This window comes from Pseudomonas sp. P5_A12, from assembly GCF_056400685.1.
Genome location: NZ_JBFUKU010000007.1, coordinates 31,852 through 52,734 on the forward strand (window position 1 = coordinate 31,852; position 20,883 = coordinate 52,734).

Annotated in this window: 15 protein-coding genes; 9 read left to right on the plus strand and 6 right to left on the minus strand. The window is 60.4% G+C overall.

Annotated elements, in window-relative coordinates; translation table 11 throughout:
• Positions 1-106: 106 nt before the first annotated feature.
• The 6 genes from AC1DSG_RS02140 to tpx form a co-directional block, all read right to left on the minus strand.
• The gene (locus tag AC1DSG_RS02140) at positions 107-2,188 is read right to left on the minus strand and encodes a putative bifunctional diguanylate cyclase/phosphodiesterase (RefSeq protein WP_477789374.1); all 2,082 of its coding nucleotides are present in this window, start codon (positions 2,186-2,188) and stop codon (positions 107-109) included.
• A 317-nt stretch (positions 2,189-2,505) separates the two neighbouring features.
• Positions 2,506-3,969, minus strand: a complete 1,464-nt coding sequence (locus AC1DSG_RS02145; RefSeq protein WP_477789375.1) for an efflux transporter outer membrane subunit — start codon at positions 3,967-3,969, stop codon at positions 2,506-2,508.
• Positions 3,966-7,073 (minus strand): efflux RND transporter permease subunit, encoded by a 3,108-nt coding sequence (locus tag AC1DSG_RS02150; RefSeq protein WP_477789376.1) that lies wholly within the window; start codon positions 7,071-7,073, stop codon positions 3,966-3,968. Before AC1DSG_RS02150 ends, AC1DSG_RS02145 begins: the two co-directional genes overlap by 4 nt.
• Positions 7,074-7,173: 100 nt before the next feature.
• Entirely contained in the window at positions 7,174-10,266 is a 3,093-nt protein-coding gene (locus AC1DSG_RS02155; protein WP_477789377.1) for an MdtB/MuxB family multidrug efflux RND transporter permease subunit, read from the minus strand.
• Positions 10,263-11,579 (minus strand): MdtA/MuxA family multidrug efflux RND transporter periplasmic adaptor subunit, encoded by a 1,317-nt coding sequence (locus tag AC1DSG_RS02160; protein WP_477789378.1) that lies wholly within the window; start codon positions 11,577-11,579, stop codon positions 10,263-10,265. The genes AC1DSG_RS02155 and AC1DSG_RS02160 overlap by 4 nt, the downstream gene beginning before the upstream one ends.
• 178 nt (positions 11,580-11,757) lie before the next feature.
• Entirely contained in the window at positions 11,758-12,258 is a 501-nt protein-coding gene (gene tpx / locus AC1DSG_RS02165; RefSeq protein WP_477789379.1) for a thiol peroxidase, read from the minus strand.
• 168 nt (positions 12,259-12,426) lie between these two features.
• On the opposite strand from tpx, the gene AC1DSG_RS02170 reads away from it, so the two are divergent.
• From AC1DSG_RS02170 to AC1DSG_RS02210, 9 genes are all read left to right on the plus strand, one after another.
• Entirely contained in the window at positions 12,427-12,852 is a 426-nt protein-coding gene (locus tag AC1DSG_RS02170; RefSeq protein ID WP_477789380.1) for a YciI family protein, read from the plus strand.
• A 282-nt stretch (positions 12,853-13,134) separates the two neighbouring features.
• Positions 13,135-13,917, plus strand: coding sequence for a hypothetical protein (locus tag AC1DSG_RS02175; RefSeq protein WP_477789394.1), 783 nt, complete (start codon positions 13,135-13,137; stop codon positions 13,915-13,917).
• A 9-nt stretch (positions 13,918-13,926) separates the two neighbouring features.
• On the plus strand, positions 13,927-15,360 hold the full coding sequence (locus AC1DSG_RS02180) for a DUF1254 domain-containing protein (protein ID WP_477789381.1): 1,434 nt from the start codon (positions 13,927-13,929) through the stop codon (positions 15,358-15,360).
• A gap of 12 nt (positions 15,361-15,372) precedes the next feature.
• Positions 15,373-16,320, plus strand: a complete 948-nt coding sequence (locus AC1DSG_RS02185; RefSeq protein ID WP_477789382.1) for a SphA family protein — start codon at positions 15,373-15,375, stop codon at positions 16,318-16,320.
• Positions 16,321-16,333: 13 nt separating this feature from the next.
• Positions 16,334-17,380: a hypothetical protein gene (locus AC1DSG_RS02190; RefSeq protein ID WP_477789383.1), complete on the plus strand. Its 1,047-nt coding sequence runs from the start codon at positions 16,334-16,336 to the stop codon at positions 17,378-17,380.
• Between the two features lie 14 nt (positions 17,381-17,394).
• Positions 17,395-18,375 (plus strand): AAA family ATPase, encoded by a 981-nt coding sequence (locus AC1DSG_RS02195; RefSeq protein ID WP_477789384.1) that lies wholly within the window; start codon positions 17,395-17,397, stop codon positions 18,373-18,375.
• 8 nt (positions 18,376-18,383) lie between these two features.
• Complete coding sequence (locus AC1DSG_RS02200; RefSeq protein ID WP_477789385.1) at positions 18,384-19,313, plus strand: DUF58 domain-containing protein; 930 nt, start codon at positions 18,384-18,386, stop codon at positions 19,311-19,313.
• The gene (locus AC1DSG_RS02205; RefSeq protein ID WP_477789386.1) at positions 19,310-19,903 is read left to right on the plus strand and encodes a DUF4381 domain-containing protein; all 594 of its coding nucleotides are present in this window, start codon (positions 19,310-19,312) and stop codon (positions 19,901-19,903) included. Before AC1DSG_RS02200 ends, AC1DSG_RS02205 begins: the two co-directional genes overlap by 4 nt.
• The gene (locus AC1DSG_RS02210; RefSeq protein ID WP_477789387.1) at positions 19,890-20,882 is read left to right on the plus strand and encodes a vWA domain-containing protein; all 993 of its coding nucleotides are present in this window, start codon (positions 19,890-19,892) and stop codon (positions 20,880-20,882) included. Before AC1DSG_RS02205 ends, AC1DSG_RS02210 begins: the two co-directional genes overlap by 14 nt.
• The last annotated feature ends 1 nt before the right edge of the window (position 20,883 follow it).

Consider the following 20,883-nt stretch of genomic DNA (forward strand, 5'->3'; position numbering starts at 1 on the left):
TCCCCCATTCCAAGCGTAAGCAGTCTGGGTCAAGAATAACTGCCATTGGAAGCTTTTGCATGGACAGTGTGATGACTGTGGCAAGCCTCCATCACCACAAGGGATTTCAGACTGTCGCCAATTGTTCTGCGCGATGAATATCCACCATGAAGCGTTCGGCCGGCAGCGGGTGCCCCAGCAAATAACCCTGCAACGAATCACACCCCAATTTGGTCAGGAAGTCTTGCTGTACACCGGTTTCGACGCCTTCGGCGACGATCCGCAAGCCCAGCGCCTGACCGAGTGCGACGATCGCCGAGACGATGGCGGCGTCGTCGCTGTCGTGTTCCAGATCGCGGACGAAACCCCGGTCGATCTTCAACTCATTGGCCGGCAGGCGCTTGAGGTACATCAAGCTCGAATAGCCGGTCCCGAAGTCATCAATGGACAGATCGACGCCCATGGCCGAGAGCTCCTGCAGCACTGTCATGCTCACATCGGCGTCACTCATGGCGGTGGTTTCAGTGATTTCCAGGGTCAGGCTGTTGGCCGGCAGTCGATGGGTGCTCAGGGCCTTGGCCACGCTTTTAACCAGACCGGCATGGCAGAACTGCAACGCCGAGAGGTTCACTGAGATCCGCCAATCGGTGTAGCCCAGCACGTACCATTCGCGCATCTGCCGGCACGCTTCGTTGAGCACCCAGTCGCMGATAGGAATGATTAGCCCGGTCTTTTCCGCGATGTCGATAAACGTGTCCGGCAGCAGCATGCCCCGAGTCGGGTGATCCCAACGCAGCAGTGCTTCGGCGCCCACCGGCTGGCCATTATTGGCGTCGAACTTGGGCTGGTAATAGAGGCTGAACTGTTTCTGATCCAGCGCATTGCGCAGGTCTTGCAGCAATTGCAGCTGCTTGCGGGCGTCGCTGTTCATCGAGGCGTCGAAGAAACTGTAGCCGTTTTTTCCCGAACCCTTGGCGTGGTACATCGCCGCATCGGCGTTCATCAGCAAGTCCTGGGCGGTCTGGCCATTGCCCGGATACAGCGAGATACCGACGCTGGCGGAAATCTGCAGGTCATGTTCAGCCACCCGGAACGGGCGCGCGATCAACCCCACCTGCCGCGCTGCCAGGTCCAGCGCGTCATCCGGCCCGGTGAGCCGCACCAGCAGGACAAACTCATCGCCCCCGATGCGCGCCAACGTGTCCTGACTGCGTAATTCCTCACGCAGGCGCAGCGCGACTTCACGCAACAACTGATCGCCCATGTGGTGGCCAAAGGCGTCGTTGACCGGTTTGAAACCGTCCAGGTCGATGAACATCAGTGCAAAACAGCCGCCCTGCTCCTGCACCCTGGACATTGCCTGTTCGATGCAATCGGCCAGCAATATGCGATTGGGCAGCCCGGTCATAGGGTCGTGCAAGGCCAGTTGGGTCAGTTCACGGTTGGCCTCGGTCAGCGAGCGCGCGAGGTCAGCGGTGCGTGCTTCCAGACGTGCATCGAGCACCGACGTCAGCAAGGCGATGCTCAGCACGGCCAGCGTGGTAATCAGCACCAGAGTGTCCAGGCCTTTACCGTTCAAGCCGCTGACAGCCGCCCCACAGAAACTGCCGTCCGGGAAACGCGCAGCCGCCATGCCGGTGTAATGCATGCCGACGATGGCGATGCCCATGATTACTGCCGCACCGCACCGGAACAGGGTGACATGCCGCGAGTGCTGTCGCAGGCGGAAGGCGATCCAGAGTGCCGCACCCGATGCGCCCACGTCGATCAGCAGCGAGGTGACGAACAGCGTCGGGTCGTAATTGATGCCCGGCTCCATGCGCAAGGCGGCCATGCCGGTGTAGTGCATCGCACTGATCCCGGCACCCATCACCAGTGCGCCAAACGCCAGTTGCCAGGCCGGTAACCGTGGCTGGCTGACCAGCCACAGGGCAAAACCGCTAGAGAGGATCGCAGTCAGCAGCGACAGTAACGTGAGGGTGATGTCGTAACCCAGTTCAATCGGCAACTTGAACGCGAGCATGCCGATGAAATGCATCGACCACACCCCAATGCCCATGGCAAAGGCACCGCCCGCTGTCCACAAGTGCACCGCCCGGCCTTTGGCCGTGGCAATGCGCCCGGTCAGGTCGAGCGCGGTGTAGGAGGCAAGAATGGCGACGCAGAGTGAAATGATAACCAGGGTGGGTGAATAGCTACCGATCAGCATGAGACTTCTCGTGAGTGCCCGCCGTACTGTGTTTCCTTACTCGGTGGGCAAATGCGGGCGATTGTACTGATTGCGTAAAAGAACGCACTGACAAAACAACCAAATAGCCATTAACCCGATGAAACGCTTGTTTGATCCCCTGCACCCCGCACATTTCCCCGTAGCAGCTGCCGAGCAGCGCGAGGCTGCGTTCGGCCCGGTCCGCGCTCGGGCGAAGCTGTCGTGAAATCAGGCAACGCGGTGTTTCAGGAATACCGCGTGCTGAGGATTTACGACAGCTTCGCTGCCGAACGCAGCCTCGCGCTGCTCGKCAGCTGCTACAGGGCACCGTCCCAACCGCCGCCCAGCGCGGCGATCAATTGGACACTGGCAATCAATCGGCTCTGCAAAAGATCCAGCACGTTGCGCTCGTTGTTCAAAGCCGTGGCCTGGACCACCACCACGTCCAGATAGGCAATCACACCAGCCTTGTACTGGTTCTGGGTCAGGCGCAACGAGATACGTGCGGCGTCCAGTGCTTCCTGGCGCACGCCGGCTTCGTCTTCCAGCACCTTGAGCTGCACCAGGTAGTTTTCCACTTCGCGCAAGCCGTCGAGCACGGTCTGGCGGTACTTGGCCACCGTCTCGTCATAGGCTGCTTCGCTACGATCGACTTCTGCCGAACGCTGGCCGCCATCAAACAGGGTCATGGCCATTTGTGGCCCCACCGACCAGAAGCGGTTGGGCACGCTGATCCAGTTGGAATAGGTGCTGCTGCTGTATCCGCCGTTCATGCTCAAGGTGAAATCCGGGTAGTAGGCAGCCTTGGCCACGCCGATGTTGGCGTTGGCCGCCATCACCGAACGCTCGGCGGAAGCGATGTCCGGACGACGCTCCAGCAATTGCGAAGGCAGACCCACCGGCACTTYGGGCAAGGTCGGGATGCTGTTGATTTCCGCCAGGCTGAACTCGGCCGGTGGCAGCCCGATCAGCACGGCGATGGCGTTCTCGAACTGGGCACGCTGCCAGATCAGGTCAACCATGTCGGCCTGGGTGCTTTTGAGTTGCGTCTGCGCCTGCGCCACCGCATCCCGCCCGGAAACACCGGCGCGGTATTGGTTTTCGGTCATGGTCAGCGAGCGCTGATAGGCCTCGACCGTCGATTCCAGCAAGCGTTTCTGTCCGTCGATCACGCGCAGTTGCAGGTAGTTCTGCACCAGCTCCGACTGCTGACTCAGGCRCATCGCGGCCAGGTCGGCAAAGCTTGCCTGGGCGTTGGCGGTGTCAGCTTCCAGGCCTCGGCGCAATTTGCCCCACACGTCCGCCTCCCAACTGACCCCGGCCTGGGCGGTGTAGGTGTCACGAATACCGCTGGAGGAACTGGTCAGGCTTGAGTTGCTGCTGCCGGTGCCCTGGCTGGAGCGGTCTTTGCCGACGGTCAAATCCACCGTCGGAAAAAACGCCCCGCGCGCACTGCGCACCAGCGCCTGGGCCTGACGGTATTGCGCCTCGGACTGGGCAACCGTCTGGTTGGAACGGTTGAGTTGCTCGATCAGGCCATTGAGTTGCTGATCGCCGTACAACTCCCACCAGGCACCGCGCGCCAGAGAGTCGCTCGGACTGGCCTGACGCCAGCCGGCTGCTTCCTTGTATTGCACCGGCGCGGCCGCTTGCGGACGCTGGTAGTCCGGGCCGACAGCGCAAGCGCTGAGCATCGCCACGCACAGCGCCAGGCTCAGCAGGCGCGAGCCTCGGGCGGCGGCCAGCGGGACGGTCAGATGGATAAGCGAACGGTCAGTCATAGCGGAGTTTCCAGTGCAACATCGGTACGCACCCCACGCCATTTATTGAAACGATGGCGCAGGTTGTCGAGATAGAGGTAAACCACCGGCGTGGTGTAAAGGGTCAACACTTGGCTGAAGATCAGCCCGCCGATGATGGTCAAACCCAGTGGCTGGCGCATTTCCGCACCTTCGGCACGGCTCAGCAGCAATGGCAAAGCACCGAGGATCGCTGCCAGGGTGGTCATCAGAATGGGGCGCAAACGTTGCAAGCAGGCACTGCGAATCGACTCCAGCGGCGCCAGGCCTTGATGGCGTTCGAGTTGCAGCGCGAGGTCGATCATCAGAATGGCGTTTTTCTTCACTACGCCGATCAGCAAAAACAACCCCAGCAATGAAATCAGACTGAACTCACCGCCCAGCACATAGATCGACAGCAACGCACCGACCCCGGCCGATGGCAACGTCGACAGAATGGTCAGAGGATGGATGTAGCTTTCATACAGCACACCCAATACCAGATAGACCGCCAGCAGCGCGCCGAGAATCATCCACGGCTGGCTCTTTTGCATCGCGGCGAACGCATCGGCGGTACCGGCCATCTTGGCGATCACTTCTTCGGGCAAACCGAGCTTGGCAATCGCCCGTTCGATCGCGGCGGTGCCCTGCTCCACGGTCACGCCTTCGGCCATGTCAAAGGACAGGCTTTCGGAGGCAAACTGACCTTCGTGGCTGACCCGATCGTTTTCCAGGCTGGCTTCGTAGTGGGCGATGGTCGATAACGGAATTCGCGCGCCGTCGGCGGTAATCACTTGCACTTGCTTGAGCGTAATCGGGTCCTGGGCGTATTTCGGGTCGACTTCCATCACCACTTGATATTGGTTGAGGCTGTCGTAAATCGTCGAAATCTGCCGCTGGCTGTAGGCGTTGTTCAGCACCGAGGTGACCATGTCCATGTCCACACCCAGGCGCTTGGCCTGATCGCGATCGACAATCAGCGTCACCTGCTGGGCACCCCGACCTTCCCGGGCGTCAACCGCCGTCAACTCCGGTAACGCCTTGAGCGCGGCGACTACTTTCGGATACCACTCACGCAAGGCACTCAGATCACCGCTTTGCAGGATGTAGGAATACTGCGACGAGGTCTGTTCGCGGCCGCCGCCAAATTGCAGGTCCTGGTCCGCCATCAGCATCAGTTGTGCGCCGGGAACCTTGGGCATTTCCTTGCGCAGGCGCTCGATGACTTTCTGCGCGGAGATGTTGCGTTCCTTGATCGGCTTCAGGCGCACCAGCATGAAGGCATTGTTGGTGCCGTTGGTGCCACCAATGAACCCCGCGACGCTTTCCACCGCTTCGTCCTTGAGTGCGGCACGGCGGAAAATTTCCATTTTCGGCTGCATCACGTTGAACGACAAACCGTCGTCCCCGCGCACAAAACCAATCAGCTGGCCGGTATCTTGCTGAGGTAAAAACGTTTTAGGAACAACTACATACAGCGCAATGTTCACGCCAATCGTCACGAACAGACTGAGCAAGGTCAGCCGACGGTGGCGCAAGACCCAGTCGAGGCTGGTCGCGTATTTGCCGATCATCCATTCGTTGGCGCGCTGGCTCCAGCGCTGCAAACGGTTTTCCTGACCCGGCGTATGCGGCTTAAGCCAACGGGCGCAGAGCATCGGCGTCAGGGTCAGCGAGACCACCAGCGAGACCACGATAGACGCCGCCAGGGTGATGGAAAACTCGCGGAACAGGCTTTCGATGATCCCGCCCATGAACAGGATCGACAGGAATACCGCCACCAGCGAGACGTTCATCGACAGCAAGGTAAAGCCGACTTCCTGAGCGCCGAGGTACGCGGCTTTCATCGGCGGCACGCCTTCGTCGATGTGCCGGGAAATGTTCTCCAGCACCACGATGGCGTCGTCGACCACCAGCCCGGTGGCCAGGATCAGCGCCATCAGCGACAGGTTGTTCAGCGAGAACCCGTAGAGGTACATCACCGCAAAGGTGCCCACCAGCGACACCGGCACCGCCAGCGTCGGAATCAGCGAGGCACGGAAGTTACCGAGGAACAGGAACACCACCAGAATCACCAGCGTTACCGCGATCAGCAGGGTCATTTCCGCTTCGTGCAGGGTCGCCTTGATCACCGGCGAGCGGTCCATCGCCAGGTTCAGCTTGACGCTGGCCGGCAGCACCGCCTGCAACGCCGGCAACTGCGCCTTGATCTCGTTGACCGTCTCGATGATGTTGGCGCCGGCCGCCCGGTTGATCACCAGCAACACCGCCGAGTCGTCGTTGAAGAAACCGCTGTTATAGCGGTCCTCGACGCCATCGCTGACCTTGGCCACATCCTTGAGGCGCAGGGCTGCGCCGCCGTTGTAGTGGATGATCAGCGACTCGTAATCCTTGGCCTTTTCCAGCTGGTCGTTGGCCTGCACCTGCCACAACCGCTCGCCGTCTTCGACCGAGCCCTTGGGCCGGCGCACGTTGGCATTGGCAATGGTGTTGCGCACATCGTCGAGGGCCACGCCGTACTGGTTCAGTGCCTGCGGCTCCAGCTCGATACGCACCGCCGGCAATGAACTGCCGCCGATCTGCACTTCGCCCACGCCCTGCACTTGCGACAGGCTCTGGGACAGGATCGTCGAGGCTAGATCGTAGAGCTGGCCTTTTTCCAGCACATCCGAGGTCAGCGACAACACCATGATCGGCGCCTGGGACGGGTTGACCTTTTTGTAGGTCGGCATGCTGCGCATCCCGCTCGGCAGCAGGTTGCGCGAGGCGTTGATCGCGGCTTGCACTTCCCGGGCGGCGCCGTTGATATCGCGGTCGAGGTCAAATTGCAGGATCACCCGCGTCGAGCCCTGGCTGGAGCGGCTGCTCATGGTGTTGACCCCGGCGATGGTGCCGAAGGATCGTTCCAGCGGCGTGGCCACGGTCGAAGCCATGACTTCCGGGCTCGCGCCGGGCAGGCTGGCCTGCACCACGATCACCGGGAAATCCATCTGCGGCAGCGGCGACACCGGCAACAAGCCGAAACTCACGCCGCCCAGCAGCATGATCGCCAGGCTCAGCAACATCGTCGCAACCGGGCGCTTGATGAAAGGTCCGGACAGATTCATTAACAGCAGCTCCTAGCTACAAGCTGCAAGCCGCAAGCTAAAGCCATGCGCCGTCCCTGCTGTTCCCTTGCAGCTTGTAGCTTGAAACTTATAGCTGCGTTCACACCGCCTCTCCCACGCCGGACTTGGCCCATCGCCGCCCGAGGCGGTCGAAGTACAGGTAGATGACGGGCGTGGTGAACAAGGTCAGCACCTGGCTCAGGAGCAAACCGCCAACCATCACCAGCCCCAGCGGTTGACGCAATTCCGCGCCGGAACCGGTGGCCAGCATCAGCGGCACGGCGCCGAACAACGCGGCCAGGGTGGTCATCAGAATCGGCCGGAAGCGCAGCAATGCGGCTTGATAGATCGCCGTTTCCGGGTCTATGCCCTGATTGCGCTCTGCGTCGAGGGCGAAGTCGATCATCATGATCGCGTTCTTTTTCACGATACCGATCAGCAAAATGATGCCAATGATCGCGATCATGCCCAGGTCATTGCCGCTCAGGATCAACGCCAGTAATGCGCCGACCGCCGCCGAGGGCAAGGTCGATAGAATGGTGATCGGGTGAATGTAGCTCTCGTACAGCACGCCGAGCACGATATACATGGTCACCACCGCCGCCAGAATCAGCAGCAAGGTGCTCGACAGCGATGCCTGGAAAGCTTCGGCCGCGCCCTGGAACTGGGTCTGCACACCAATTGGCATGCCGATGTCTTTCTGCACCTGATCGATGATCTCGACCGCATGCCCCAGCGCCACACCCGGCGCAAGGTTGAAGGACATCATCACCGCCGGGAACTGGCCGATGTGGGTGATTGCCAGTTGCGCCTGACGCTCCTCGATGTGTGCCAGGCTCGACAGGCGTACTTGCCCGCCGTCAGTGGTTTTCACGTGAATCTGATTCAGCGCATCCAGGCCGATCTTCTCCCCGGACTGCGATTGCAGGACCACACGGTACTGACTGGCCTGGGTGTAGATGGTCGAAATCTGCCGCTGACCGAACGCGTCGTACAGCGCATCGGTAATGTTCGACACCGATACCCCGACCCGTGAAGCAGCATCGCGGTCGATCACCAGATAGACCTGCAAGCCCTTGTCCTGCAAATCGCTGGCAACGTCGGTCAGTTCCGGCTGCTGAGCCAGCGCGTYGACCAGACGATTGCTCCACAGGCTCAGCAGTTCCGCGTCTGGCGACGACATGCTGAACTGGTATTGCGTGCGGCTGACACRGTCTTCGATGGTCAGGTCCTGCACCGGCTGCATGAACAGCCGAATGCCGACCAGCTTGTCCAGCTCCGGTTGCAGGCGGGCAATGACTTCGGTGGCGCTCAGGTCACGGTTGCTGTGGGATTTGAGGTTTATCAGCAGACGCCCGCTGTTCAGTGTCGAGTTGTCACCGTCCACACCAATGTAGGATGACAGGCTTTCCACCGCCGGGTCGGCGAGGATCACCTTGGCCAGCTCTTGCTGACGCTCGCTCATCGCCGCGAAGGAGATCGACTGCGGCGCTTCGGAAATACCCTGGATCACCCCGGTGTCCTGCACCGGAAAGAAGCCCTTGGGCACCGCCATGTACAGAACCACCGTCAACACCAACGTGCCGACCGCCACCAGCAACGTCAGCGGCTGGTGCTTGAGCACCCACTGCAATTTGCGCCCGTAGGCGGCGATCATCCCGTCAATCACTGCACCGCTGGCGCGGTAGAAACGTCCCTGCTCTTTTTCCTTGGGCTCACGTTTGAGTAACCGTGCGCACATCATCGGCGTCAGGGTCAGGGACACCACCAGCGAAATCAGGATGGCCACCGCCAGCGTGATCGCGAATTCGCGGAACAAACGTCCCACCACGTCAGCCATGAACAACAACGGAATCAATACTGCGATCAGCGACAGGGTCAGGGAAATCAGGGTGAAACCAATTTGCTTGGCGCCCTTGAGTGCCGCATTCAGCGGGCTGTCGCCCTCTTCAATAAACCGGGAGATGTTCTCCAGCATCACGATCGCATCGTCCACCACAAAACCGGTGGCGATGGTCAGGGCCATCAGGGTCAGGTTATTCACCGAGAAATCGGCGAGGTACATCACGCCGAACGTGCCGATCAACGACAACGGCACGGCAATCGACGGAATGATCGTGGCGCTGGCGCGGCGCAGAAACAGGAACGTGACCATGACCACCAACGCAATGGCTATCAGCAATTCATGCTGCACGTCCTTGACCGAGGCGCGAATGGTCTGGGTGCGGTCGGTGAGTACGGTGACGTCGAGGCCCGCCGGCAGATTGTCGGTGATGCTCGGCAGCAACGCCTTGATCCGGTCGACCACTTCAATCACGTTGGCCCCCGGCTGACGCTGAATGTTCAGCAGGACCGCCTGGTTTTCATTGGCCCATGCCGCCAGACGCTCGTTTTCGGCGCCGTCGACGATTTCCGCGACATCCTTGAGCCGCAACGGTGCGCCGTTGGCGTAAGCCAGGATCAGATTGGCATAGTCCTCTGGCGAGGTCAGTTGATCGTTTGCATCGAGCATCGACACCCGGGTCGGGCCGTCAAAGTTGCCTTTGGGCTGGTTGACGTTGGAGGCGCCGATCAGTGTGCGCACATCCGACAGATTCAAACCGTTGGCCGCCAGGGCCTCGGGATTGACCTTGATCCGCACCGCCTGGCGCTGGCCACCGGCAATGCTGACCATGCCGACGCCGCTGATCTGGGCGATTTTCTGCGCCATGCGCGTGTCGACCAGGTCATTGAGCTTGGGCAACAACATGGTTTTCGAGGTAATCGCCAGGGTCAGCACCGGGGTGTCCGCCGGATTGACCTTGTTGTACACCGGTGGCGCTGGCAAGTCCTTGGGCAGCAAGTTGGTCGCGGCGTTGATCGCGGCTTGCACCTGCTGCTCGGCGACGTCCATGTTGATGTCGAGGCTGAAACGCAGGGTCAGCACCGACGCACCGCCGGAACTGGTCGACGCCATCTGGGTCAGGCCGGGCATTTGCCCGAACTGACGCTCCAGTGGCGCAGTAACTGCACTGGTCATGACATCCGGGCTGGCGCCGGGATAGAGGGTCATGACGCGAATGGTCGGGTAATCGACCTGAGGCAACGCCGACACCGGCAGCAACCGATAGGCGATCAAACCGGCCAGCACAATGGCCAGCATGCTCAGGGTCGTGGCGACCGGGCGAAGAATAAACAGCCGCGAGATGTTCATGCGCCGCCCTTTTTCGCCTTGTCGGCGGCCGCCGGCTCAGTGGCGTTCGCCGCCGATTTACCTTGCAGGTGCCCGGTCGGGGTAGCCGGGACGTCCTTTGGGTCATTGACCACTTCGACTTCGCTGCCTTCCTTCAAGCGGTCGGTGCCTTCCAGCACCACTCGATCCCCGGGGGCCAGGCCTTCGGTGACCACGGTGTTGAGCCCGTCGCTGGCGCCGACTTTCAACTGACGGATCGTGACCTTCTTGTCGCCGTCCAGCGCATAGACGAAGGTGCCGTTGGTGCCGTACTGAATCGCCGCCGACGGCGCGAGCACCACGCCCTTGAGGGTGTCGGCCAGCAAATGGACGTTGACGAACTGATTGGGGAACAGTGATTGATCACGGTTCTCGTAGCGCGCCTTGAATTTCAGGGTGCCGGTGGTGACGTCGATCTGGTTGTCCAGGCTCTGCAACACGCCAGTGGCCTGCAATTTGGTGTCGCTACGGTCCCAGGCTTCGGCGGGCAGTTTGGCGCCGGTGCGATAGCGGGCCAACACCACGTCGAGGCTGTTTTCCGGCAAGGTGAAGGCCACGCTGATTGGCTGGGTCTGGGTGATGATCGCCAGCGCCGTGGTGTCGTTGGCGGCGACCAGGTTGCCAACGTCGAGCTGACGCAGGCCGACACGCCCGGCAATCGGTGCACGGATCTTGGTGAATTCGAGATTGAGCCTGGCGTCGTTGACCGCCGCCTGATTGGTCTTGACGGTGCCCAGGTACTGACCGACCAAGGCTTCGGCGGTGTCCAGGGTCTGCTTGGCGATGCTGTCTTCCTTGAACAACCCGCGATAACGATCGACATCGACCTGGGCGTTTTTCAGTTGCGCCTGATTCTGCAGCAACGTGCCCTCAGCCTGGAGCAAGGCGTTCTGGTAGGGACGCGGGTCGATTTCAGCCAGCAAATCGCCAGCCTTGACCATCTGCCCTTCTTCAAAGGAAATCTTGATCAGTTCACCGCCCACCCGGCTGCGCACATTAATGGTGTTCAGTGCGGTGACGGTGCCGAGCGCCTTGTAGTACAGCGGGAAGTCACCCTTGAACGCAGGCGCCACGCGCACGGGCACCGGGCCGGTCGCCCCGCCGAAACCCGGGCGCATCCCCCCCGCCTTGCCGTTACGCCCGGCCACGGCTTTCTGCCCGGCACCCTCCGTGTGAGCAGCACCGGTGGGCCAGTATTTCCAGCAAACGCCAGCGATGACCAACAGGACAAGCAGGCCGAGCAGCCAGCGACGAGGACTACGGGAAGCGGTGGATTGCATTGAATGATCAACCATTGGGCGCGTGGGCTTGTTTTACATGAGGCTGAACGATAAGCACTGGCGGGCATTAAGCAAAGCGGATTTACCGGCAATTTACCTTCGGCTTACGTATCAGGTTATTTAGCCAAGACACTGAATCACAAATGAAAACGGCCTGGAGAGGGCCAGGCCGTTAACAATTGTAAAGGTATGCTTATTTCAGAACGGAAAGTGCTGCGTCGTAGTTCGGTTCCTGGCCAATTTCGCTGACCAGTTCGCTGTGCAGCACGTTGTCGTTTTCGTCCAGTACCACGACTGCACGAGCAGTCAGGCCTTTGAGTGGGCCGTCAGCGATGGCAACGCCGTAGTTCTCGATGAACTCGGCACCGCGCAGGGTCGACAGGTTCTGTACGTTTTCCAGGCCTTCGGCGCCGCAGAAGCGTGCCTGGGCGAATGGCAGGTCAGCGGAGATGCACAGCACAACGGTGTTGGCGACATCATTGGCCTGGGCGTTGAACTTGCGAACCGAAGTCGCGCAGGTCGGGGTGTCAATGCTTGGGAAGATGTTCAGCACTTTGCGCTTGCCAGCGAAGTTCGCCAGGGTCACGTCGGACAGATTGCCGGCAACCAGGGAAAAGGCTGGCGCCTTGGAACCGGCTTGTGGCAGTTGGCCGGTGACTTGAACCGGGTTGCCTTTAAGGGTGACTTGAGCCATGAACGGAGTCCTTCTGAACGTTGATGTAAAGAATCTCGAAGAGCCCAAAGTTAACCACGAAATGGCCCGGTGACCTATGACCAGATACAAATCGTGAAGTGTTGTCGATTTGGCCCGTCGCCATTCGACCATGTAGTGAATCCCCCCACCTCCAGCGGAGATAACACCATGCGATTCATGATCATCGTCAAAGCCAGCCAGGATTCCGAAGCCGGCGTGATGCCCAGCAAAGAACTGCTGACGGCCATGGGCAACTACAACGAAGAACTGGTCAAGGCCGGCATCATGATCGACGGCGAAGGCCTGCACCCCACCAGCAAAGGCACGCGCGTGCGTTTTTCCGGGGACAAACGCACCGTTATCGACGGCCCGTTTGCCGAAACCAAGGAGCTGATTGCCGGTTACTGGATATGGCAGGTGAAGTCGAAAGAAGAAGCGATCGACTGGGTCAAGCGATGCCCCAACCCGATGCCGGGCACCGAGGCTGAAATCGAGATTCGCCAGGTGTTCGAGGCAGAGGATTTCGGGGCCGAGTTCACCCCCGAACTGCGGGAACAGGAAGAGCGGATTCGCGCACAGGCGAAAAAACACTGAGCACTACCTTAATGTGGGAGCGAGCCTGCTCGCTCCCACAGGTTTCAACTGAATATCAGGTTTAGTAACTAACTCCATGATTCGTATTAACTTTTTAGTACATAAAATATCGAGCTATTTGCACATAAACCGAAATAATTTATTCCCTCATTTGTTAAGTCATGGTTAGCTACTAGCTTCACTCTTTCATACAAAGAGTTCGGAAAAAGACTACGCATAACGGCCGGAAGTGCCGAGTCGTCTAATGTGCCACCAGGGAATCGGGGAATCATGTCAGTAACTATGGAAAAAAACGCTTTGTTGCTGATGGCGGCATGGATTGCGCCTGTCGTTTGCGCGTTCGCCGATAACGCCGACGTGGCGAACAAAAGTAACAACCCGCTGAGCCTGGCCCCTGGCGCCAACCTTCAGGATTACTACACCCCCAAGCTTTACGACACCAACGTCCACACCAACGACGCTCTGCTGCGCGGCACCTTGCCGATGGCACCGAATGACTTTATAGGTGCTCCACAACTGCTGCGCGCGACCCTGCCGATCAGCACCCGCCCCGATCCCCACAGCGGCTACAGCACTGGCATTGGCGATTTGAACCTGTTTGACATCTTCATACTCAAGACCGAAGGCGTGCAGTTGGGCATTGGCCCGCAAATTACCGCGCCCACTGCCGAACAGGATGAGTTGGGCACCGGCAAGTGGCAGGCAGGCCTGGCGGCGGTTGCCATCGACKCCTCTCCTCGCGGCCTGCTGGGTGCGTTGGTGCAGTATCAAAGCTCTTTCGCGGGCGACCACGACCGCGCGCATGTCGAAACCGCAACGCTGCAACCCTTCCTCATGCACAACCTGGACAAGGGCTGGTACTTGCGCTCGACGGGTATCTGGACATTCGATCTGAAAAACAACACCCACTACATCCCGATCGGTTTCGGTGGCGGCAAAGTGTGGAAGTCCGGAACCAATATTCTTAACGCATTCATCGAGCCGCAGTGGACGGTTGAACGCAAAGGTGATGGCGTGCCGCAGTTCACCCTGTTCGCCGGGATCAACGTCACTTTCGGTACATAAGGATTTTGTATGCACGGTGCAATTCGCACGACCGGTTTCAGCCTGGTGTCACTGTTTGTCAGTTGTGGAGCGTTGACCCTGAGCACCAGCGCCTGGGCCGACTTCACCGCCACACCCGAAGAAGCCCGGGGCATCGCCAAGGAAGCCTACCTCTACGGCTTCCCGGTGGTGGAGATGTACAAGACGCTCTACACCCAGGCCATCGATAAAAAGAGCCCGAACTTCAAGGCACCGTTGAACCAGATCGGCAACACCGCCAAAGCGTTCACCGCCAAGGACACTGCCTTCGTCACGCCAAACGCCGATACGCCCTACTCGTTTGTCTGGATGGATTTGCGCGCCGAACCGTTGGTGTTGACCCTGCCGCCCATCGAAGAACACCGTTATTACTCGGTGCAACTGATTGATGCGTACACGCAGAACTTTGCGTACCTGGGCACCCGCAGCACGGGTAACAACGGTGGTCACTTCATGATCGCCGGGCCGAACTGGCAAGGTCAGCAACCGCTGGAAATTGACCGCCTGGTGCGCAGCGAAAGCAACATTGCCTACGCGCTGTATCGCACACAATTGTTCGATGAAAAGGACCTGACCAAGGTCAAGCAGATCCAGAAAGGCTACAAGGTCGAAACCTTGAGCCACTACGACAAACAGAAATCCCCCCCGGCGGCGCCGAAGATTGACTGGCCAAAACCGACACCGACCATGAGCGACACCCCGGACCTGTTCCGCTACCTGAACTTCATGCTGGCGTTCGCACCGACGCAGGACGCGGAAAAAGACCTGCTCGCCCGCTTCGCCAGGATCGGCATCGAAGCCGGCAAGCCATTTCAGCTGCAGGAACTCACCGCTGAGCAGCGCCAGGCACTGGAAGACGGTATCAGCGACGCCAAGGCTGAGTTCGCGCAGTTCAAGAAGGACAAGGTCGACACTCATCAGGTCACCAGCGGCGACCTCTTTGGTACCCGCGATCACCTGAAAGGCAATTACCTGTACCGCTACGCTGGCGCCAACATGGGGATCTTTGGCAACTCCGCCGAAGAAGCGAATTACATCGGTTATTTCGTCGACAAGGACGGCCAACCGGTCGACGCCTCGAAACACGATTACACCCTGCATTTCGACAAGGGCGCCCTGCCCCCGGCCGACGCGTTCTGGTCGCTGACGATGTACGACGACAAGACCAAGTTGCTGGTGGCCAACCCGCTGAATCGTTACCTGATCAACTCGCGGATGCTGCCCGACCTCAAGCTTGATGCTGACGGCGGCCTGACCCTGTACGTGCAGAACAAGGCACCGGCCAAAGAGCTGCAAAACAACTGGCTGCCAGCGCCGAAAGGTCCGTTCTACGGGATCTTGCGCTTGTACCTGCCAAAACCGGAAGTCACCAGCGGCCAATGGAAAATGCCGCTGCTGACGCCGGTCAATTCACCACAACAGTAAGCGGAGTCAGTCATGGTCAGGCCTTTTGTAGTACGTCCTTTACTGGCGCTGTGTGTCGTCGGCGCAAGCCCGTTGACCCTCGCGGCCGAGGGCGGTGTCGGGCGGCCGATCACCGGGCAGCAGGTGTTTACCAACGCCGGGATCGTGCCGCCGGAACCGGGTTGGGTGATGTCCCTGACCAGCATCTGGTACGACGGCGAACTCAAGGGCAAAGCTGAAGTGCCGATCGCCGGCGCCATCAGTACCGGGCTGGACGTTAAAGTGTCCTACACCATGGCCAACTTCACCCATGTCTGGGACACCGGCAAGGGCAGTTGGAACTACGCCTCGGCCATCGGCGTGCCGGTGCAGTACACCGACATCACCGCCAGCGTCAAAGGTCCCCGTGGCAATACCCTGGGAACCAATGACACCGCGACCCAGTTCGCCGACATGCTGGTGACGCCGATTGCGGCGGGTTACCACGTCGACGAGGTCAACCATTTCTCGTTCTCGCTGCCCATTTATGTACCAACCGGTGCCTACAACGACAATCGCCTGGCCAACGCTGGCCAGAATGTATACACCTTCATGCCGACCGTGGCCTTCACCCATCTGGACGGCAAGGGTGGCGAGTTCACCCTGTCCAGCGGGTTGGAGATCTACACCGAGAACCAGGCCACGGACTATCAGGACGGCAACATTTTCACCCTCGATGCGCTGTGGACCCACGGTTTCGGCAACGGCTGGAATGCCGGCATGGTGGCGGGCTACATCCAGCAGGTCACCGATGACTCGGGCAGTGGTGCCACCAGCGGCTTCCGCGGCCGCTCGGTAGGGGCCGGCCCGACGATCGGCTGGGCCGGCAAGTTCAACGATGCCCAAGCGAGCATCAACGCCCGCTGGGTGCCGGAGTTCGACACCAAAAACCGCCCTGAAGGCAACGGTGTCAGCGTCAACCTGACGTTAGCGTTTTTCTAAGGAGTTCCCAAGGATGGCCAGCGGTTCCAAGCTGACTTTATGCAGCATGCTGTTCAGCGGTTTCACTTTCGCCAGCGGCGACTTGCCGACTATCGGCAGCACACCCGTGCAACCCGTTGTAGCCAAGGGTGATGCAGAGACCTGCCACCGCTTGCAACAGGACTTCGACATCGACCTGAAAAAGGTCGTGGCAGCCGGTTGCGATCCGTCCACCGAGCAGATCGCCAAGCTGATGGACAACCCGGTGGGCAATCTGGTGCTGCTGTTCAACCAGGTCGACTACACCGCGCTCAAAGGCCCGAACAGCAATGGCACGCGCATGTTGGCCAAGTACAGCTTCATGCCGACCTTTCCGGTTTCCATCGGTGAGGATTGGAACCTGATCAACCGCATACCGATCAGCTACATCGGCGCCCCGGTCAACCACAAGGCCGGCAACTTGATCGGCATGGGTCCCAGCGACATCTTGAGCGACCGCGGGGATTTTGAATCCGTGGTGCACGACCCGTTTGACCGCACCAGCGGTTTCGGTGACCTGACCTACGTCGGCGTGTTCTCGCCAAAGGCACCGGTGCGCCTGGAGGGCGGTGGCAAGATGGTCTGGGGCGTCGGCCCGACCGTCATGTTCCCGACCGCCGAAGAAGACGTGCTCGGCACCGGTAAATACTCCCTGGGGCCTGCGTTTGTCGCGGCGTACCTGGGCGAAGACTGGACCCTCGCGTTGTTCCCGCAACACTGGTGGTCGGTCGCTGGCGACAGCAACCGCAAGGACGTGAGCCTGAGCAACATCCAGTACTTCATCCAGCGCAGCATCCCGGGCCCCGAGCAATGGCGGATCGGCATGACGCCCAACGTCACCGTCAACTGGAAGGCTGAAGGCGGCAACAAGGTGACCTTCCCGATTGGCCTCGGCGCCGGACGGATCTTCAATTTTGGCAAGATGCCGGTGCGGATTTCCGGGGAGATTCAATACTCGGCCATTCACCCGGACGACCTGATCAGCAGCCGCTGGAATTTTCGTTTGTCGTTCATTCCCGTCATTCCGACGTTCATGTTTTGACTCAAGGATCAGCCATGACTGCACTCAATGACCTCAATGCCCTGCAAGCCAGCATCGCCGAAAGCGTGCTGGGACAGGATCAAGTGATCCGGCAGATTCTGCTCGGGCTGCTGGCCAACGGGCATTTGCTCCTGGAAAGCTTGCCGGGGCTGGCCAAGACCCGCACGGTGAAGGCGCTGGCCAAGCACCTGGACGCAAAAATGAGCCGCATCCAGTTCACCCCTGACCTGCTGCCGTCGGACATCACCGGCGCTGAGGTGTTGCACCAGATCGACGACAGGAACCAGATCCAGTTCCAGCCTGGCCCGTTGTTCGGCAACCTGATCCTGGCGGACGAAATCAACCGCGCCCCGGCCAAGGTCCAGGCCGCGTTGCTGGAAGCCATGGAAGAGCGGCAAATCACCGTGGCCGGCAACAGCCATGTGCTGCCGGAGTTGTTCATTGTGGTCGCGACGCAGAACCCGATTGAACAGGAAGGTACCTATCCCCTGCCGGAAGCGCAGATGGACCGGTTTTTGATGAAGGTCCTGCTTGATTATCCAAGCACGGAAAATGAGAGCCAGGTGCTGCGCCTGCTGCGAGACGAAGAACAGGCCTTGGGCGCCAAGACCGCGCCGATCCAGGGCTTCGCGTTGTCGCAGGAGGTGATCTTCGCCGCGCGTCGCGAAGTCAGCGCGATTCACGTGTCCCCGGCCATCGACAGTTACCTGATTGACCTGATCAATGCCACGCGTCACCCGGCCGATTACGACGCCGATCTGGGCCGCTGGATCGCCATTGGCGCCAGTCCTCGCGGCGGCATTGGTCTGGACCGTTGCGCCCGCGCCGATGCCTGGCTGCAAGGGCAGGACTTCGTTTCGCCGGACAACGTGCGCGCCGTGGTCCATCCGGTGTTGCGTCACCGCTTGCAACTGAGCTACGACGCCGTGGCGGACGGTGTGACGGCGGATCAGGTGCTGGATCGCCTGCTCGACAAGGTTGCGATCCCGGCCTGAGGTTGAATATGGAAAGCACCGACGGCCTGGTCTATGTCTCTCTCGCGCACTTGATGGCGCTGGAGTTCAAGGCCCGCGACTTGAGTTTTCTGGCGCGGCAGCCGCAAGGCAGCATCCTCGCCGGCAACCATGCCTCGCGGCTGCGCGGTCGTGGGCTGAATTTCGACGAGTTGCGCCGCTACCAGCCGGGGGACGACCTGCGTCACCTCGACTGGCGCGCCTCGCTGCGCACTGGCAAACCGGTGGTGCGCACCTTCACCGAAGAGCGTGATCGCCCGGCGTTGATTCTGGTGGACCAGCGCATGTCGATGTTCTTCGGCTCGCAACGCAGTTTCAAATCGGCCATCGCTGCCGAACTGGGCGCGCTGGCGGCGTGGATGACCTTTAACGCGGGCGACCGAGTGGGCGGTCTGGTGTTCAACGACTCACGCATCGACAGCATCGCCCCGCTGCGCAGTCGCAAACGCATCGAAGCGTTGTGCAGCCGGATTGCCGAGCAGAACCAGCAACTCAACGCCGCCAACCCCGACGCCGAAGGCGAAGACCAGCTCGACAAGGTGTTGCAGCATTGCCTGGCACTGGCCGGGCACGATCATTTGATCTGCATCGTCAGCGACTTTGCCGGTGCCGGTGAGCGCACGTTGCAATTGATGCGGCAACTGGCGGCGCACAACGATGTGATTGCCATGCAGGTGTACGACCCCTTGGCGCTGAACCTGCCGAAGAATGGCCGCTTGCTGATCACCCAAGGGCGGTTGCAGGTGGAACTGGCCATCGAGCAGCGCAGCGTGCACCAACCGTTGGGTGACTTCCTCAGCGGCCGACTCAAGGATGTCGCCACCCTGCTGCGTCGCAGCCAGGTGCCATTGATGATGTTCAGCACCGCGACCGATGCACAGGAACAACTGCGGGCCGAACTCGGCAGAGGTCAGCGATGAACCCGAATATTCCGAGCATCGATCAACTCAAGGAAATCGCCCTGCCGGCGCCGGTCAGCTATGCACCGCAGACGTGGGGGTGGTGGGTGTTGCTTGGTTTGCTGATGATCGCTGTTTTACTGATCAGCGCAAGACGGTATTGGCAGTGGCGGCGGGACCGGTATCGGCGAGAGGCGTTGGTGCGGTTGGCTGAATTACAAAACAGCACCGATCAACTCAGCGCCATGCGCGAACTCCCCAAGCTGCTCAAACGAGTAGCCCTCTCAATGCCCGCGCCTTGGAATGCAATCCCTGTAGGAGCTGGCTTGCCGGCGAAGAGGCCCTCACATTCAACATTGATATCGGCTGATCGGACGCCTTCGCTGACAAGCCAGCTCCTACAGGGGGATGTGGGTGCGCTTGGGGGGGAGGACTGGCAGGCGTTTTTGGTGCGGCACAGTGCGGAGCGGCTACCCGCCGACTTCAGTCAGCAACTGGCCCAGTTGGCCTATGCACCCGATGCCACGCTCCTCGCGTTGCCAACCGACAAACGCGAGCAACTGTTCAACACCTGCAAACTCTGGGTGGAGCGTCATCATGTGGCAGCTTGATTACCCGTGGCTGTTGCTCCTGTTGCCATTGCCGTGGCTCGGCTACCGTTTCCTGCCCGTTTACCGCGAAGCCCGCAGCGCCGTGCGTGTGCCGTTTTTCAGCGCCATGAGCCGCGCGGTCGGTCAAGCGCCGCGCCAGGCCGGCACGCGCAATAATCGATGGCAGCTCGCCTTGAACCTGTTGGTCTGGGCGCTGATATTGCTGGCCGCCGCGCGCCCGGTGTTCGTCGAAAAACCCATCGAACGCCAACAACCGGTGCGTGACCTGATGCTCGCCATCGACATTTCCCAATCCATGGAAACCACCGATTTCACCGACGCCAATGGTCAGAAGATCAACCGTCTGGCAGCGGTCAAGGAAGTGGTGCATGGCTTCATCGACAAGCGTAAGGATGATCGCCTGGGCCTGATCGTGTTTGGCAGCGGCGCCTATCCGCAAGCGCCATTGACCCTGGATCACGCCAGTCTGTCGCTGCTGCTGGACGACACCGGCATCGGCATGGCCGGCCCTAACACCGCCATCGGCGATGCGATTGGCTTGAGCCTGAAACTGCTCGACCAAGCCCACGAGCCAGAGAAAGTGGTGATCCTGCTAACCGACGGCAACGACACCAGCAGCGCCATCACCCCGGACCACGCGGCACAAATGGCCGCCGCCAAAGGCGTGGTGATTCACACCATCGGCATCGGCGACCCGACTGCCGACGGCGAAGCCAAGGTCAACCTGCAAGGCTTGCAACAGATCGCCGAAGCCACCGGCGGCARGTTCTTCCGCGCCGAGGACCGCACGGCGCTGGATCAGGTCTACAGCACCCTCGACAAGCTGACCCCGCATCAGGTGAAAACCCTCAGCCATCAACCGAAGAAAGACTTGTTCTGGTGGCCGCTCGGTACCGCCATCGGCCTGCTGGCGCTGTATCACCTGGGCGCCCTGCTCCGCCCGCACCTGACACTCGCGCGTCAGCGGCAGGAGGCTTGAG